Source organism: Roseateles saccharophilus, assembly GCF_004342485.1.
GTDB lineage: Bacteria > Pseudomonadota > Gammaproteobacteria > Burkholderiales > Burkholderiaceae_C > Pelomonas > Pelomonas saccharophila.
The window spans coordinates 114,158-130,880 of sequence record NZ_SMBU01000013.1; the positions used below are offsets into that span (position 1 = coordinate 114,158).

The following is a 16,723-nucleotide window of genomic DNA, read 5'->3' on the forward strand; positions in this document are numbered from 1 at the left end:
CAATCCGATCATGACTACCGACAGCCCGGCGGACCTCCGCCGCCGCACCGTACTCGAAGCGCTGCCGGTCCTGCTCGCCGGCGCGCCGGCGCTGGGCCAGGCCCGGCCGGACGAAGCCAACGCCTCCCCCCCGACCCGCCTCGCGCTGCTCGTCGGCAATCGCGACTACCCCGAACCCGACGACCTGCCGCCCACGCACAAGAACGTGCAAGATCTGCGCGCCGCGTTGGAGCAGCGCGGCTTCAGCGTCACGGACGCGCTCGACGTCGACGCCGCCAGGACCCGCCAGGCCATCGAAGGCTTCGCGGCCAGCGTCAGGTCCGGGCCGTCGGATACCGTCGCCTTCTTCTACTTCACAGGCCACGGCCTGCAGCTGGACGCCGAGAGCCTGCTCGTCGGCGCCGGCACCAGCCCCAAGGCCAAGGCCGAGGTGCTGGGGCGCAACAGCGTCAGCGTCATCAAGGACGTCGTCGAGCGCATGCCGCAACGCCCCGACGCGCTGACCATCTGCGTCATCGACGCCTGCCGCACCAACATCCGCGCCGCCGTGCAGGCCAGCGACGGCCTGAACCAGATCGAGGTGCCGCCCGGCTTCCTGGTTGCCTTCTCCACCGGCGCCGGCAAGCCGGCAATCGCACCCGCGTCGGCCAACCTGAGCACCTTCTACACGGCCTCGCTGGTCAAGATGCTCAAGTCGGCGGACGAGGAGGCCACCTGGTCCGACTTCTTTTCCATCGTGCGGCTGGACGTGCTCAACACGATGCGCAACTACCCGGTCGAGGCCGTGCGCGCATTGGCGCAGGACTCCTTCATCGCCAAGGATGTGCGCCGCCCCGTGACGCTGGCCCGCCCTGCGCAGGCCGATGCCGCGCCACCGCCGGCGCCGCCGCGCGCGCCCGACGACCTGGAGGACTGGGCCGCCGTCGACAGGAGCATCTGGCCGCAGGAGGTCGCGCAACTGGCTGACGGCTATCTGCAGCACCACCCCCAGGGCCGCCGTGCCACCGCCGCACTGGCGGCGCGCGAAGGCGCCAAGGAGGCCAGCCAGGTGCTCAGGCGCAGCGACGTGCGTCTGTTCCGCACCGCCTTCAACGTCAGCGACGACATGCCCGAGGAGATTCGCGCCGACATCCACAAGTCGGCCCGCGGCGACAAGGATGCCGCCGCCCGCGTGGCCCGCAGCTACCGCGACAGCAACACGCCATCCGCGCCGGGCCGCTACGAAGGCTGGCTGCAGTACGCCGCCGGGCTGGGCAACGGCATCGCCGCCTACGAGCTGGCGCTGCACTACCGCCGCAGCGCCCAGCCGCTGCTGGCCGCGCAATTCGAGTCGCGGGCCAGGGAACTGGGGTATACACCGCCGCCAACGCTGGATCACTATCGCAAGTGACCCCGGGGCACGACCGCAGCGGCTCGCACGGCGCGAAAGACCTCCTGACCATGTCCGACACCCACGCAGGCTCCCTCGACCCCGCCCTGATCGCCCTCATCGAAGCCGGCTGGCCCGACATGGCGGCCCGGCTGGGCGAGCGCCGCGAGGCCTTCGTCGAGCGCGTCGGCGAGCAGGCACGTTCGCAGGGCCTGCTGGACGCCAACAGCGCCGCGCGCTACCTGAACCTGTGCTTCGCCTTCGGCCCCGCCTTCGAAACGCGGCCCGAGAACGAATGGGCGCTGGCGCTGCTCGTCGACGAGCGCCTGGGCAACTGGGTCAAGCTGCACCAGCTGGTGCATACGGGCGCCGAGGAGCTGGCCCGCCGCGGCGGCGAGGCTCAGCTGCTGCGCGTCAACGACGCGCGTCTCATCGACGCGCTGGACCGGCTCGCCCGGGTCGATGGCGACACACCGCCGCTACCGCGCCAGGCCTGCGACATCGAGGCGCTGGAGTTCCGCGCGCTGGACCTCGACTGGCGCCGCGAATACCGCCTCGAAGGTGGCGCCTGGCAGCACTTGCCCGGCCCGCCGCCGCCGCCGGCGCTGCGCGTCGGCGGCGGCGAGCCCGCGGTGGACCGCCTGTGCCTGCTGAGCCAGGCCGCCAGCGAGGGCCCGCAGACGCTGCTGCAGGTCCGCCAGGCGCTGCATGGCAGGTGCGGCCTGCCGGTGCCGCACCCGCAACTGCGCTGGCTGGGTGGCCACGGCCTGATGACGGCCCAGGGCCATGCCGCCCAATCCACCAGCTGGACCGTCGGCGCACTGCCGCCGCCCGCCGCAGCGCCAGGCTGGGGCGCGCTGCTGCTGCAGGAGCCGTCTCCCGAGCTGACGCTGCTGGAGCTCAACTGCTGCGGCCTGCGCGACCATGGCGTGCCGCTGGGCTCGCAGCATCTGAAGGTCTGGGCCTGGCCGGCCCAGCAATGGCTGCTGACCTGGCAGCGCGACCGCCTGCTCGAGCAGACCTGGCCACGCCAGGCCTCCGCGCCGCCACTGCCGCCCGCGTCCCAAGGCCTGCGCCTGCGCCTCGCGCGCGACGGCGCCCCGCGCGCGGCGCCGAAGTGGGCAGAGGGCCTCGGCCCCGGCATCGAGGCCGCGCTGATGGCCGGCGCCGAGAAGCTATTCAGCGCCTGGTCGGCCAGCGCGCAGTCGCCGCGCATGAGCCTGCGCGCCGGGCTGTTCAACGGCCACGCCGCGATGACCTGGGGCCTGCGCGAAGGCGCCGCCGGCCTGAAGAGCGAGCCGCTGCTGCGCTTCGTCGGCGACTTCAAGCTGGGCATGACACTGGACCTCGTGCTGAGCGGCGAGATCGAGCAGGCCGGCGCCCGCACGCAGCTGGCGCTGCGCATCGCGCTGTCCACCGAGCTGGCGCTGCAGCTGAACCGCGACACCGCCGAGCCGCCGCTCGCCGAGGTGCTGGAGCCGGTGCAGCAGCGCGTCCGCTGCCCGGTCACGCTGGAGTTCACGCCGCTGGCCAGCGAGACCGGCCTGCTGTGGAGCGAGTTCGGCCCGCCCACCGGTGCACTGGTCGGCGCCTTCGGGCTGCGGCAGAGCCCGCAGGGCGGCGGCGCCTGGCAGTGGTTCCTGCAGCTGGCGCTGGAGCCCGTCGTCGCGCCGATGGCCGTGCAGGACCCACTGCTGGGCCGCAGCGGCCAGCATGTCGCGCTGCTCGGCTCGGTGGCACTTCTCGATTGGAGCCTGGGGTGATGGAACGTCTCCTGATCCTCCGCCTCCAGGCCCAGGGCGTGGCCGCACAGGCGCGCCTGAACGGCTTCGCGCTGGCCGAGCTCGGCGCGGCCGGCGGCGTGCAGGCGCTGGCCGTCCACGAGTTCACGCTGGCCGGCGCCAACCGGCTGGAGCTGGTCATCGAACCCGCCGCGCCCGCCCCCGAACCCCGCCTGTCCGAGGGCCCGCGCTTCGCCCGCGCCCAGCTGCTGCTGCCGCGCGTGGGCCAGGCCGCCAGCGACGAGCAGTCGCGCTGCCTCGCGACGCTGGACTGGGCCGTGCAGGACGGCGAGGTGTACCGCGCCCACGCCGTCGTGCAGCAGGAGGTCGACATCCCGGTCAGGTTCCCGCGCTGGCGCTGGCAGGACGCACCGCCCCTGCCCGAGTTGGGCACGCTCGCCGCACCCGTGCTGGCCTTTGCGCAGGCGCAGGCCTTGGCGCTGGCCCAGGGCGACCCGGAGCCATGGATCGCCGCTGCACGGCTGCGCTTCGAGGAGCTGGCCGCGGCCTATCAGCGCAGGCCCGCCGACGACCTGGCCCGCTGGCGTGCCCGCGTGCAGCTGCTGCATGCCCAGAAGGCGCTGCGCGGCCCGCTGCCCACGGCGGCCACGCTGAGGCTGCGTCCAACGGCCGACGGCCGGCTCATCGAATGCCTTTCGACGGCGGGCGGGCCGCTGCTGCAGTTCAACCGACCCGACGGCGGCAGGGTGTCGATGCCGATGCGCATCGCCGTCGTCGAAGGCCAGCTCTACGTGCTGCGCTGACCGCGCCTCTGCGCACGGGGCTGTCGTATGCTCTTTCCGGCTCGTCCAGGCCATCAGGAACACAGGGGAACCCGCGAATGATCGTGCTGTCCGTCAGCAGCTACAACGGCGCACCGACCGAGCCGCGCGAAGCCAGCTTCGACGAACTGGGCGGCACCATCGGCCGCGCCACCACCAACCAGCTGGTCCTGCCCGACCCCGACCGCACGATCTCGCGCGTGCACGCGCAAGTGGTGCTGCGCAACGGCAGCTTCGCCGTCGTCGACCGCGGCAGCAACGCCATCAGCGTCAACGGCGCGCCGCTGGGCAATGGCCGCGAGGCCCCGCTGAAGCCGGGCGACACGATCAACATCGGCGGCTATGTGATCCAGGTGCGCGCCGGCCACCAGACCGTTGCCAAGGACCCGTTCGGCGACCTGTTTGGCAGCCCGCCCCCCCGTGCGGCCGCGCCGGCCTCGTACGCTCCTCTGCCGCCGGCCCCGGCGTTCTTCGCGCCTCCTCCCCCCGTCGCGCCCGCGGCGGCCGCCACGCCGGTGGGCGCCATACCCGCCGACTGGGATCCCTTCGCGCCCGAGATGCCCACCAGCGGCGTCACCATCGGCCGCATCATCGCGACGCCCAGCGACCCGCTCGGGCTGGGCGCGCCGGCACAGGCGCCGCTGTCGGCCGGCCCGTCGCTGGACGATCTGTTCGGCCTGGGGCCGATGGGCGCCGCACCGGCCGACCCGCTGGGCGTGCTGGCTGCCGCCCCGCCGGCCAACACCGCCGCCGACGCCGACCCGCTGCGCGCGCTGATGCAGCCCGCCCGCGCGCCCCAGCAGCTGCTGCCGGCCGACACCGTCTCCGACCTGCAGCTGCCCTGGCAGGCCGCGCTGACGCCGCCGTCCGTGAGTACGGCGCCGGCCACGCCCGCCGGCGCCGTGCTGTCCTGGGACGACTCGATGCAGGACCACAAGGTCATCACGCTGCCCGATGTCCGCCATCTGGAAGGCGACCACAACGCGCCGCCGCCCAGCCGCCCCGTGCACGCACCCGCGCCGGCCGCCGCACCCGTCGGCGACACGGCCGCGCTGCTGGACGCGCTGCTGACCGGCCTGGGCCTGTCGACGCAGCCGCTGCAGACGCTGACGCCGGCCACGATGCGACTCATCGGCGAGCTGCTGCGCGAATCGACGCGCGGCGCCGTGGAACTGCTGCGCGCCCGCGCCGCGCTGAAGCAGGAGGTGCGCGCCCAGGTGACGATGATCGTCACGCAGGACAACAACCCGCTGAAGTTCTCGCCCAATGTCGACGCGGCACTGACCCATCTGCTGGGCCCGGCAGCCGCCGGCTTCATGCCGCCTGCCCGTGCGATGCGCGACGCCTTCGACGATCTGCGCGCCCACGAGATCGGCGTCATGGCCGGCATGCGCGCCGCGCTCGACGGTGTGCTGGCCCGCTTCGACCCGCAGGCCCTCGACAGCGCCATCACCAAGCGCGGCGCGCTCGCCTCGCTGCTGCCGGGCTCGCGCAAGGCGCAGCTGTGGGAGCAGTTCCAGCAGCTGTACACGCAGTTGTCGCGCGAGGCGGCCGACGACTTCCACACCCTGTTCGGCAAGGCCTTCCTGCAGGCCTACGAGGCCCAGCTCATCGCGCTGGACGCCGAGCCGGGCCCCGGCAACCCGTCGGGCCGCTGAGGAGGCCAGCATGCTGGCCATGGAAGTCGCCATCCTTTCCGAACGCGGCGGGCGGCCGTACAACGAAGACGCCTGCGGCCACTGGCATTCCCAGCGCCATCTCGCCTGCGTGCTGGCCGACGGCGCCGGCGGGCATGGTGGCGGCGATGTCGCGTCGCGCCTCGCGGTGCAGAGCCTGCTCACCGCCGTCCAGGCCCACCCCGACGACTGCGGCGAGCAACTCGCCGACCTCGTGCGCCAGACCAACCAGGCCATCCTCGACCAGCGCCGGGCCGGCACGCGCAGCGCCGACATGCACAGCACCGTCGTCTGCCTGATCGTCGACTTCATCGAGCATCGTGCCTACTGGGCCCATGCCGGCGACTCGCGGCTGTACTGGTTCCGCAATCGCCGGCTCAACAGCCGCACGCTGGACCACAGCCTGGTGCAGGGCCTCGTCGAGGTCGGGCTGGTGCAGGCCGCCGAGTTGCGCCACCATCCGCGCCGCAGCGAACTGCGCTCCGCGCTGGGCACGCGGCCCGACGAGCTGGACGTCAGCGCCGGCCCCGGCGCGGTCGAGATCGCTGCGGGCGACTGCTTCCTGCTGTGCAGCGACGGCCTGTGGGAGAACCTCGACGACCAGGACCTCGAAACCACGCTGGCCGCCGCACTCACGCCCGGCGCCTGGCTGGACGCCCTGCGCAGCCGCGTCACGGCGGCCACCGCGGGCAAGCCCGGCTTCGACAACTTCAGCGCGATGGCGCTGTGGCTGAGCCAACCCAATTTCTGAGTGGAGGCCGCGATGCCCTTCCAATGTTGCATGGGCTCCCAGATGAAGTGCAGCATGGGCGCTTCACCGAGCGCGCTGATCCCGACGCCCAAGCCCATCATGACCAACAGCAAGGTCGCGGCGAACATCATGGATCACATCCCGATCGCCAACATCCCGCCCTTCGGCATGTGCAAAAGCCCGGCCAACCCGACCGTGGCCGCCGCCACCGCGGCCGCGATGGGCACACTGACGCCCATGCCCTGCGTCCCCGCCACGCCGGCACCCTGGGTTCCCGGCGCGCCGACGGTGCTGGTCGCCAACTTCCCGGCGCTGGACAACACCAGCAAGCTCATGTGCCTGTGGGCCGGTGTCATCGAATTCAGTGACGCGGGGCAGACGAATCATCAGATCCCCTGAGACCCCAGGCCTCGCCCGAGAGGCTTGGGGTTCGGCGCAGCCAAACGACAGCGCCGCCCGAAGGCGGCGTTGCAAGGAGCCGCAACAGGCTCAGGGCGGGGTCTGGCGACCGATCTCGACGCGACGGTTCTCGGCGGCGAACGGGTCCTTGACCTTGGGCTCCGTGGCACCGAGGCCGACGGCCGTCAGCATGCTCTCCTCGGCGCCGTGGGCGACCAGATAGCGCTTGACCTCCTCTGCGCGCTTCTGCGAAAGAGCCTGGTTGCCCTCGGCAGCGCCGGAGGCGTCGGCGTGGCCTTCGATGCGCACCGTCTTGCCGCTACCGCGCTTGGCTGCAAGGGCCTCGGCGAACACGTCGAGCTGCTTGCGCAGACCGTCGGGAATCTCGGCCGAGCCGACCTTGAAGGCCAGTGCCGGCAGCGAGAAACGCACGGCGGGCTTGAAGCCCATGCACTTAAAGCCGGCAGCGACGAGCTGCTCACAGGCGTCTTCCGGGAACAGACCTTCCTTGACTGCGCTGACGGTCGGCACACCGTTGCCGACCTCGACGGTCTCTTGCGCCTGCGCGACGCCGGCGGCCAGCAAAGCAGCCGTCAGCAAGGACAAAGGCAGAGGGCGACGAACCAACATGGCGAACTCCCGTTGAACGCGCCGACACCACAGAATCTGACCCCCGGCACCGCCGCATTCGCAATGGCTAGCGAAACGTGTCCATAAATCATAGCCTTCGGCATGCACGGGCAACACCCTTAAATGTGCGGAACCGGGTTCGGCCCCCTGTCCCGGTGACACAGGCGCCGTGTATCGTTCGCGCCGGACGCCTACCGCCCTGTTGCGCTGCAGTCCCCTGAACAACGAGTCCTTCTCTTTGCTTTCAACAACATGACCCGGCATAACAAAGTGATGTGGACGGAGGGCATGTTCCTGCAGCCCCAGCACTTCCAGCAGCAGGAACGCTACTTTTTACGTCAACTGGACGCGCGCCTGGCCAGCGCCAGCCTGCATCCGGAAGGCTTCACCACGTTGCAGATCGACCAACCGGCGTTGCTGCAGGGCCAGCTCGCGCTGACCGGCGCCACCGGCGTCATGCGCGACGGGCTGGCGTTCGCGATGCCCGACGACGAGCCCGCGCCGCCCGCGCTGGACATCCCGGCGGACACCCGTGACGAGCTGGTGCTGCTGGCCGTCGCGCGCTCGGAGCCTGGCGTCGTCGAAAGCGACGTCGAAGGCGAGCAGGCCGGCATGCCGCCGCGCTACCACGCGCTGGAGCTGTCGGTCGCCGACGGCCATGCGCGCAAGCTCAGCGAAGCACCGATCCAGATCGGCCGGCTCAACCTGCGCCTGGTGCTGGAAAGCCGCGCCGGCAACGGCTTCGTGGGCCTGGGCGTGGCGCGCATCGTCGAGCGCCGCGCCGACGGCCGCGTCGTGCTGGACCCGCGCTACATCCCGCCCACGCTGCAGGTCAGCGAGCAGGTCACGCTGGAAGGCTGGCTGCGCGAGGTGCTGGGCATGCTGCACCAGCGCGGTGAGGCGCTGGCGGCGCGGCTGGCCCAGCCGGGCCGGGCCGGCGTCGGCGAGATCGCCGACTTCCTGCTGCTGCAGACCGTCAACCGCCACGAGCCGCTGTTCGACCACGCACGCCAGCTGCGCCCGCTGCACCCCGAGCGCCTGTACGCGATGTGCCTGGCGCTGGCCGGCGAACTGGCCTGCTTCCGCGACAAGCGCCGCCCGCCCGGTTTTCCGGTCTATGCCCACCACGACCTGGCGGGTTGCTTCGAGCCGGTGCTGGCCGACATCCGCCAGTCGCTGTCCATGGTCATGGAGCAGTCGGCCATTCCCATCGAGCTGCAGGACCGCAAATACGGCGTGCGCGTGGCCGTCATTGCCGACGCCGAGCTGCGCCGCAGCGCCAGCTTCGTGCTGGCCGTCAATGCGCAGATGCCGGCCGACGCGGTGCGTGCGCGCTTCCCGACGCAGGTCAAGATCGGGCCGGCCGAGAAGATCCGCGACCTCGTCAACCTGCAGCTGCCCGGCGTCACGCTGCGACCGATGCCGGTCGCGCCGCGCCAGATCCCCTACCACGCCGGCTTCAACTACTTCGAGCTGGAGACGCGCGGCAACGAGATGTGGAAGCAGCTCGAAACCTCCGGCGGCCTGGCGATGCACATCGCCGGCGAGTTCCCCGGGCTCGAACTCGAGCTCTGGGCGATCCGATGATGGAGCCCCTCGCCCAGTCTTGCGCCGCTGAACGCGGGCAAGCCCGGTCGGTCCCCCGAGGGGACGCGGCCGCTGGCGGCATTGAGCCGCCCGCGGCCTCAGGCGGGCCGGCTTGGGGCGGCCCGGCGCTCGGCCCGAAATACTTCGCCTGGATAACTGAGAGACCTGGCAAATGAACGAGAACGACCCCTTCTCGGCGTTCGAGCAGGAGCGCACCATCATCAAGCCCGGCGCCGGGCGCACGGCGCCGGCGCCGGCGCAAGGCCCCGCGCCAGTGGCCACCGCCGCGCTGCCCGATGACCTCCCGCTGCCACAAGGCCTGAACCCGTTGCTGCAGTTGGCCGCGCCGCTGCTGTCGACGGCCAGCCAACTGCGCGCGATGCCCCAGCACCCGAACCCGTCGGCGCTGCGCGCGGCGCTGATCGAATCGGTCAAGCGCTTCGAGCGCCAGGCGCAGGCCAAGGGCCTGCCAGCGGAACACATCGTCGCGGCACGCTACATCCTGTGCAGCTTCATCGACGAATGCGCGTCGAGCACGCCCTGGGGCGGCTCGGGCGCCTGGTCCAGCCAGAGCCTGCTGGTGCACTTCCACAACGAGAGCTGGGGCGGCGAGAAGGTCTTCCAACTGCTCGGCAAGCTGGCCGAGAACGTCGCCGGCCAGCGCCCGCTGCTGGAGCTGCTGCAGGTGGTGCTGGCGCTGGGCTTCGAGGGCCGTTACCGCGTCATCGACAACGGCCGCGCGCAGCTGGACAGCGTCAGCGAGCGCCTGGCCAGCCTGCTGCGCGAGCAGGCCGGGCCGCCGCTGCGCGAGCTGTCGCCGCAGTGGCGCGGTGTCGCGCTGGGCCAGGCCAAGCTGGCCGATGGCCTGCCGCTGTGGGTGCTGGCCGCGCTGACCGCGGGCCTGCTGCTGCTGGTGTTCATCGCGCTGAGGCTGTCGCTGCACGCGCGCACGGACGCCACCTTCGACACGCTGCAGGCCATGGATGTGCGCGCCGCCACGCTGCCCCCACCTCCGCCGCCGCCCGCCGCCGCGCCGCGGCTGGCCGCGCTGCTGCAGCCGGCCATCGCTCGCGGCGCGGTGCAGGTGCAGGACCTGGCCGACAAGTCCATCGTGACCATCGCCGGCGACGGCTTCTTCGAGCCAGGCAGTGCCGAAGTCGCGAGCGCCGTGAAGCCGCTGCTGGCCGAGATCACCGCGGCGCTGGCGCAGCTGCCGGGGCAGGTCACCGTGACCGGCCACACCGACAACCAGCCGATCCGCTCGCTGCGCTTCCCGTCCAACTTCGACCTGTCGCGCGAGCGCGCCGAGGCCGTGCGCCAGCTGCTGCTGCCCACGCTGGGCGGGCAACGCCTGCGCGCCGAAGGCGTGGCCGACAGCCGCCCCGTCGCCGACAACGCCACGCCGGCCGGTCGCGCACGCAACCGCCGCGTCGAAATCACGCTGGCCGTCCAGGGCAACTGAAGCCATGAATCGAATCTTCTCGAAGCTGTTCGGCCCCGTGGTGCTGGGCACGTTGGCCGTGCTGGTGCTGTCGGCCCTCGTCTGGTGGGTGGGCCCGTTGATCGGCATCGGCGACCACCGTCCGCTGGACCCGACCTGGGTGCGCGTGCTGCTGCTGGCCCTGCTGTGGCTGGGCTGGATCGGCCGCCTCGTCTGGAGGGCCTGGCGACGCAAGCGCACCAACGCCGCGCTGATCCAGGGCATGAGCGGCGGCGTGACCGCCGGCGACCGCGAGGCCCAGGTGCTGGCCGAGCGCTTCGACGAGGCGATGACGCGGCTCAAGGGCGCGTCCGGCCGCTCGCTGCTGCAGCCGGGCGCCTACCTCTACGAGCTGCCCTGGTACATGTTCATCGGCGCGCCGGGCTCCGGCAAGACGACGGCGCTGATGAACGCCGGCCTGCAGTTCCTGCTGGGCGACGGCAAGCAGGGCGCCGAAGTGCGCGGCGTGGGCGGGACGCGCAACTGCGACTGGTGGTTCACGCGCGAGGCGGTGCTGATCGACACCGCCGGCCGCTACACGCTGCAGGAGTCCGACGACAAGGTCGACGCCCAGGCCTGGGACAGCTTCCTGGGCCTGCTGAAGAAGACCCGCCCGCGCCAACCCATCAACGGCGTGCTGCTGACGGTGAACGTGCAGGATCTGCTGCAGCAGGGCGCACCCGAGCGTGCGCAGCATGCGGCCAAGCTGCGCGAGCGCCTGCACGAGCTGCAGACCAAGCTGGGCGTGCGCGCGCCGGTCTATGTGCTGGTCACCAAGGTCGACCTGATCGCCGGCTTCAACGAGAACTTCGCCGACCTGCCCAAAGAGGAGCGCGACCAGGTCTGGGGCTTCACGCTGCCCTGGCAGGAGGGCGCATTGGTCAACGTGACGACCGACGTGACGGCCGCCTTCGATAGCGGCTATGCCGGCCTGGAGCAGCGCCTGGGCGAGCGCATGCCCGAGCGCCTGTTGGCCACGCGCGACCCGCAGCGCCGCGCCGCGGCCTTCGGCTTCCACCAGGAGTTCGCCGCGCTGCGCGGGCCGCTGCGCGAGTTCCTGGCCACCGTGTTCGCCTCCGGCGGCAGCCTGCAGGCCACGCCGCCGGTGCGCGGCGTCTACTTCACCAGCGGCACACAGGAAGGCACGCCCATCGACCGCGTCATGGGGGCCCTGGGCCGCAGCTTCGGCCTGACGCGCCGCGCGTCGGCCAGCCTGGCCGGCCAGGGGCGCAGCTACTTCCTGCTGCAGCTGCTGCACGACCTCGTCTTCGTCGAGCGCGGCCTGGGCGTCTGGAACGCCGGGGCCGAGCGCCGCCGCCGCGTGCTGTACTGGTCCGGCGTGGCAGGCCTCGCGACGCTGTCGGTCGCGCTGCTGGTCGGCTGGGCCGTCAGCTACACGCGCAACGGCAGCTACGCCGAAGAGGTCGCCGCCGGCCTGCCCAAGGTCCAGCAGGCACTGGCCGCGGTGCCGCCGGCGCCGCAGGGCGATGTGACCGTCGCGCTGGCCGCTCTGACCGAGGCCCGCAACGCCGCCGCGCCCGCGGACTTCCCCGTCGACCAGCCGCCCGCATTGGCCACCTTCGGCCTCTACCAGGGCAACAAGCTCGACGCCGGCGCCCGCCTGGGCTACGAGCGCGCGCTGCCGCATGCGCTGGCGCCGCGCATCGCCGCGCGGCTGCAGGAGCGGCTGCGCGCCGCCAGCCGCGACAACCTCGAGAACGCCTACGAGGCGCTGAAGTCCTACCTGATGCTGTACTCGCCGAACCACTTCGACGCGGACAGCCTGCGCGCCTGGATCGGCAGCGACTGGGACCAGCAATACGCCCGCAGCCTGACCGCCGAGCAGCGCCAGCAGCTGGACGCCCACCTCGATGCGCTGCTCGCGCTGGGTGCGCCGGCCGCCATCGCGCCGATGGACCAGAACCTGGTCGCCAGCGTGCGCGAGATGCTGGTGGCCTACCCGCTGGAGTACCGCGTATTCAGCCGCCTGAAGCGCCAGAGCCGCGGCAGCGACGCGCCGGAGTTCTCGGTCGCCGCGGCGGCCGGGCCGGACGCGGCCAAGGTCTTCACGCGTGCCAGCGGCGAGCCGCTGACGCGCGGCATCCCGGGCCTGTACACGCGCGACGGCTACCGCCGCAGCTTTCAGTCCTCGCTGGCCCTGGTGGCCAGCAAGCTCGCCGCCGAGGAAAGCTGGGTGCTGGGCGTGCCGGCCGACCCGCAGCGCCAGAAGGACGCGCTGCTTGGCGACCAGCTCAACAACCGCGTGCGCCGCCTGTTCCTGGAGGAGTACATCAAGGTCTGGGACAAATACCTGGCCGACGTGAAGCTCGTGCAGCTCGGCGGCTTGGCCGGCAGCATCGAGGCCTCGCGCCTGCTGGCCTCGCCCGACTCGCCGCTGACCAAGCTGACGCGCCGCATCGCCGAGGAAACGACGCTGGTGCCGCCACCGGCCGAGGCCCCCAGCGGCCTGGCAGGCGCGGCCGCGGCTTTGAGCGACAAGGTCAAGCAGGCCAAGGCCGATGCGGCCAAGCTGTCCGACGGCGGTGCTGCGCCGGCGGCCGGCGGCGGCGCGGCGGTGGAGCAGATGGTGGACGACCACTTCGCCAGCTACCGGCGCCTCGTCACCGGCAACCCCGCGCCCATCGACGACACACGCAAGCTGTTCGAGGAGCTGAACCTGCAGCTCGTGGCCATAGACGCCGCGCAGAAGAGCAAGGCCCCGCCGCCCGCCGGCGGTGGCGGCGGCGCCAAGCTGAAGGCGGCGGCCGGCCAACAGCCCGAACTGATCCGTGGCGTGCTGGAGACGCTGGCCGACGCCGGCGAGCGCCAGGGTCGCAATGCCGAGCGCGACCTGCTGACGGCCGACCTGCGGCCCATCACCGAGTTCTGCCAGCGCGCGATTGCCAACCGCTACCCCTTCGCGGCCAACTCGCGCGCCGACGTGCTGCCCGAGGACTTCGGCCAGCTGTTCGGCAACGGCGGCATGCTGGATGACTTCTTCCAGCGCCGACTGCAGCCGCTGGTGGACACCGGCACGGCGAGCTGGAGCTACAAGCCGCTGCCCGACGGCACGCGCCCGGCCGCGCCCGCCGCGCTGGCCGAGTTCCAGCGCGCAGCGCGCATCCGCGAGGTGTTCTTCCGCGGCGGCGGCAAGGCCCCGGGCTTCCGCGTCGACATCCGCGCCGGCGAGCTGGCCGATGGGCTGAAGGAGCTGAGCCTGGACATCGACGGCCAGCACCTGATTCTCACGGCGGGCAGCACGGCGCAGACCATCACCTGGCCCAGCACGCGCGTCGCGTCGCAGATCAAGCTCAACACGGCGCCCGCACTGGCCACGCCGCTGAGCTTCGACGGCCCGTGGGCGCTGTTCCGGCTGTTCGAGCGCTTCGAGGTCCAGCCCGGTGCCCAGCCCGAGAAGTTCAGCGTGCTGCTGAACCTGGAAGGCCGCCGCGCCCGCCTGGACGTGACCGCCGCCAGCGTCTTCAACCCGTTCCGGCTGCGCGAGATCTCGCAGTTCCGCTGCCCGGGGGCGATGTGAGCAACGTCGTCGCGGGTTGGCACGGCAAGCTGCCCAGCCTCGGCGACTTCGCGTCGCGCCGGCTGGAGCCCGACTTCGTCGCGCTCTGGGACGGCTGGCTGGCCGCCGGCCTCGCCCACCTGCAGCAGCAGTCCCCCGGCGACTGGCTGCAGCACTACCTCGCCTGCCCGGCCTGGCGCTTCGTGCTGATGCCGGGCCTGCTGCCCGCGCCGTTCGGCGACCGCACCTGGGCCGGCGTGCTGATGCCGTCGGTGGACCGCATCGGGCGCTACTTCCCGCTGACGCTGATCGCCCCGCTGGTCGAGCCGCCGCGCAGCAACGCAGAGCTGCGCACGCTGCTGCGCTGGCTGCACGACCTCGACGACCTCGCCGCCGACGCGCTGCAGGACGACTGGCCCATCGACCGCCTCGAAGCCGAGCTGGCCCAATGCCCCCGCCCCGGCTGGGACGTGCCAGCCCCGATGACCGAGTTGCTGCCCTCGGGCGACGCCGTAGCCGCCCACCCGGCCGCCGGCGCCGAAGCCATCGTCGCGCTGATCGCCGACGGCCAGGCCCAGGCCTGGCGACACGCGTCGGCCGGCCACGCCTTCTGGTGGGCCGATGGCCAATCCGGCGAACGACGCCTGCTGGTGACCCACGGGCTGCCCCCCACCGACGACATGCGGCTGCTGTTCGGCGCCGCGCCCGCCGCATCATGACTGCCTCCGACGACGATCTGCCGACGCAGATTCAGCCCAGCCCCGCGCCGTTCGACAAGACCCGGCAAGTCGCCGCGCCGACGCCCGTGCCCAGCAGCGCCGCTGCGATGGGCGATGGCAACTCGCTGCCCGTTGGCACGCGGCTGGCCGAGTTCGAGCTGACACGCACGCTGGGCGAAGGCGGCTTCGGCATCGTCTACCTCGCGCTGGATCACTCGCTGCATCGCAAGGTCGCGCTGAAGGAGTACATGCCTTCGCAGCTGGCCTCGCGCGGCGCGGGCACCAGCGTCAGCGTGAAGGCCGAGCGATACCGCGACACCTTCGAGGCGGGCCTGAAGAGCTTCATCAACGAGGCACGCCTGCTGGCCCAGTTCGACCACCCCGCCCTCGTCAAGGTCTACCGCTTCTGGGAAGCCAACGGCACGGCCTATATGGTCATGCCGTTCTACGAGGGCCAGACGCTGAAGGACACATTGAAGGCGTTGCCCGGCCCGCCCGACGAAGCCTGGCTGCGCGGCCTGCTGATCCCGCTGTCCGAGGCGCTGAAGGTCATCCACGGTGAGCAGTGCTTCCACCGCGACATCGCGCCGGACAACATCATCCTGCTCGGCGGCCTGCACACGCGGCCGCTGCTGCTGGACTTCGGCGCCGCCCGGCGCGTCATCAGCGACATGACGCAGGCGCTGACGGTCATCCTCAAGCCCGGTTACGCGCCGCTGGAGCAGTACGCCGAAGTGCCGCACATGAAGCAGGGGCCGTGGACCGACATCTACGCGCTCGCGGCCGTCGTCTACTTCGCCATCACGCGCCGCACGCCGCCGCCGTCGGTGGGCCGCATGATGGGCGACACCTACCAGCCGCTGAGCCAGCTGGTGGCCGGCCGGTACAGCGCCAGCTTCCTGCACGCCATCGACCGCGCGCTGTCCGTCAAGCCCGAGGACCGGCCGCAAAGCATCGCCCAGCTGATGGCCGAGCTGGACCAGCCCGCACCGGCCGCGCAGCCGGACGACTTCGGGCTGGACGACGACAAGACCGTCATCCGCCCGGCCCGCCCCGGCACAGCACCATCGCCAGCGCTGGATCCGCTGGCAGGCTTTGGCAACCCGCCCCCCGCGCCATCGAGCCCGGCGCCCGCACCTCGCGCCGCGGCAGTCACGTCGGCCACGCCGGCGGCAGCCGCACCCAAGTCGTCCCGCACGCCGCTGTACGCCGGCCTCGGCGGGCTGGGGCTGGTGGCCGTGGGCGCCGTGGCCTATCTGTCGCTGACGTCGACGCCGCCCAGGCGCGGCGCGCCCGATGTGGTGGCACCCGTCGTCGCGCAGTCGCCGGCACCGGCGCCGAGTGCGACCGAAGCCGCACGGCCTGCTTCGCCCGCACCAGCACCTGAGCCCACGCCAGCAGCGCTGGCCGGCATCGACCCGAACGCCGACTTCGAGCGCATCCTGGGCAACCAGAGCGCCGGCTTCAAGGTCGAGGTTGCGGCCAGGAAGACCAAGCTGCGCATCGGCCACGACAGGCTGTCGTTCACGCTGCGCTCCGAGCGCGACGGCTACTACCACGTGCTGGCGCTCGGCCCCGACGGCACGCTGGTCCAGCTGATGCCCAACGCCGTCCTGACCCAGCACCGCATCAAGGCCGGCGAGACGCTGACGCTGCCCGGCCCGGCCATGCCGATGGACGTCAGCCCGCCGGCGGGCCAGGAGCAGCTGTTCGTCGTCGTGTCCGCCACGCCGCGGGACCTGACGGGGCTCAAGATCGGCGTGGACAGCGGCCTGACCGAGCTGGCTGTCGGCTCCAAGGCCGCCGGCATGCTGGGCGACCAGGCCGGCCGCCAGCCCGCCTATCTGGGGCGCGCCGCCTGCCCGTCCAGCAGCGCCTGCAGCCAGGAGTACGGCGCCGCCCGGCTGATCTTCGACATCCTGCCCTGAGCAGGGGCGCATCGGGATAGGGGCCGGCCATTGACGGCCGAACCCCTCCCACACCACCCGGCATGCGGGTCCGCACCGGGCGGTTCGAGAAGTTGAGGTCATGA

At 72.2% G+C, this 16,723-nt stretch carries 12 protein-coding genes; 11 read left to right on the forward strand and 1 reads right to left on the reverse strand.

Annotated features, from left to right (window positions below):
• The first annotated feature begins 10 nt into the window (after positions 1–10).
• The 6 genes from EV671_RS13095 to EV671_RS13115 all read left to right on the forward strand — a co-directional run bounded on the left by EV671_RS13095 (position 11) and on the right by EV671_RS13115 (position 6,758).
• Positions 11–1,390, forward strand: a complete 1,380-nt coding sequence (locus EV671_RS13095) for a caspase family protein (protein WP_165917554.1) — start codon at positions 11–13, stop codon at positions 1,388–1,390.
• 50 nt (positions 1,391–1,440) lie between these two features.
• Entirely contained in the window at positions 1,441–3,132 is a 1,692-nt protein-coding gene (locus tag EV671_RS13100; protein ID WP_132572020.1) for a hypothetical protein, read from the forward strand.
• A complete protein-coding gene (locus EV671_RS26745) occupies positions 3,132–3,914 on the forward strand; it encodes a hypothetical protein (protein ID WP_165917555.1) in 783 nt (260 codons plus the stop codon). Before EV671_RS13100 ends, EV671_RS26745 begins: the two co-directional genes overlap by 1 nt.
• A gap of 77 nt (positions 3,915–3,991) precedes the next feature.
• Positions 3,992–5,590 carry a type VI secretion system-associated FHA domain protein TagH gene (gene tagH / locus EV671_RS26750; protein ID WP_165917556.1) on the forward strand — a complete coding sequence of 533 codons (1,599 nt, stop codon included), beginning with the start codon at positions 3,992–3,994 and terminating at the stop codon, positions 5,588–5,590.
• A gap of 10 nt (positions 5,591–5,600) precedes the next feature.
• Positions 5,601–6,359 carry a PP2C family protein-serine/threonine phosphatase gene (locus EV671_RS13110; RefSeq protein ID WP_132572027.1) on the forward strand — a complete coding sequence of 253 codons (759 nt, stop codon included), beginning with the start codon at positions 5,601–5,603 and terminating at the stop codon, positions 6,357–6,359.
• Between the two features lie 12 nt (positions 6,360–6,371).
• Positions 6,372–6,758 (forward strand): DUF4280 domain-containing protein, encoded by a 387-nt coding sequence (locus EV671_RS13115; RefSeq protein ID WP_132572030.1) that lies wholly within the window; start codon positions 6,372–6,374, stop codon positions 6,756–6,758.
• Positions 6,759–6,848: 90 nt separating this feature from the next.
• Here EV671_RS13115 and EV671_RS13120 read toward each other — a convergent pair whose 3' ends face one another.
• Positions 6,849–7,388: an OmpA family protein gene (locus EV671_RS13120; protein WP_165917557.1), complete on the reverse strand. Its 540-nt coding sequence runs from the start codon at positions 7,386–7,388 to the stop codon at positions 6,849–6,851.
• A gap of 252 nt (positions 7,389–7,640) precedes the next feature.
• Between EV671_RS13120 and tssK the strand changes: the two genes are divergently transcribed.
• The 5 genes from tssK to EV671_RS26755 all read left to right on the forward strand — a co-directional run bounded on the left by tssK (position 7,641) and on the right by EV671_RS26755 (position 16,619).
• A complete protein-coding gene (tssK, locus tag EV671_RS13125; protein ID WP_132572035.1) occupies positions 7,641–8,975 on the forward strand; it encodes a type VI secretion system baseplate subunit TssK in 1,335 nt (444 codons plus the stop codon).
• A 172-nt stretch (positions 8,976–9,147) separates the two neighbouring features.
• Positions 9,148–10,437 (forward strand): type VI secretion system protein TssL, long form, encoded by a 1,290-nt coding sequence (gene tssL / locus EV671_RS13130; RefSeq protein ID WP_132572038.1) that lies wholly within the window; start codon positions 9,148–9,150, stop codon positions 10,435–10,437.
• A 4-nt stretch (positions 10,438–10,441) separates the two neighbouring features.
• Positions 10,442–13,993 carry a type VI secretion system membrane subunit TssM gene (tssM, locus tag EV671_RS13135; protein WP_132572041.1) on the forward strand — a complete coding sequence of 1,184 codons (3,552 nt, stop codon included), beginning with the start codon at positions 10,442–10,444 and terminating at the stop codon, positions 13,991–13,993.
• Positions 13,990–14,691, forward strand: coding sequence for a type VI secretion system-associated protein TagF (tagF, locus tag EV671_RS13140; RefSeq protein WP_132572044.1), 702 nt, complete (start codon positions 13,990–13,992; stop codon positions 14,689–14,691). Before tssM ends, tagF begins: the two co-directional genes overlap by 4 nt.
• Positions 14,688–16,619, forward strand: a complete 1,932-nt coding sequence (locus EV671_RS26755; RefSeq protein ID WP_165917558.1) for a serine/threonine-protein kinase — start codon at positions 14,688–14,690, stop codon at positions 16,617–16,619. The genes tagF and EV671_RS26755 overlap by 4 nt, the downstream gene beginning before the upstream one ends.
• Positions 16,620–16,723: the final 104 nt, after the last annotated feature.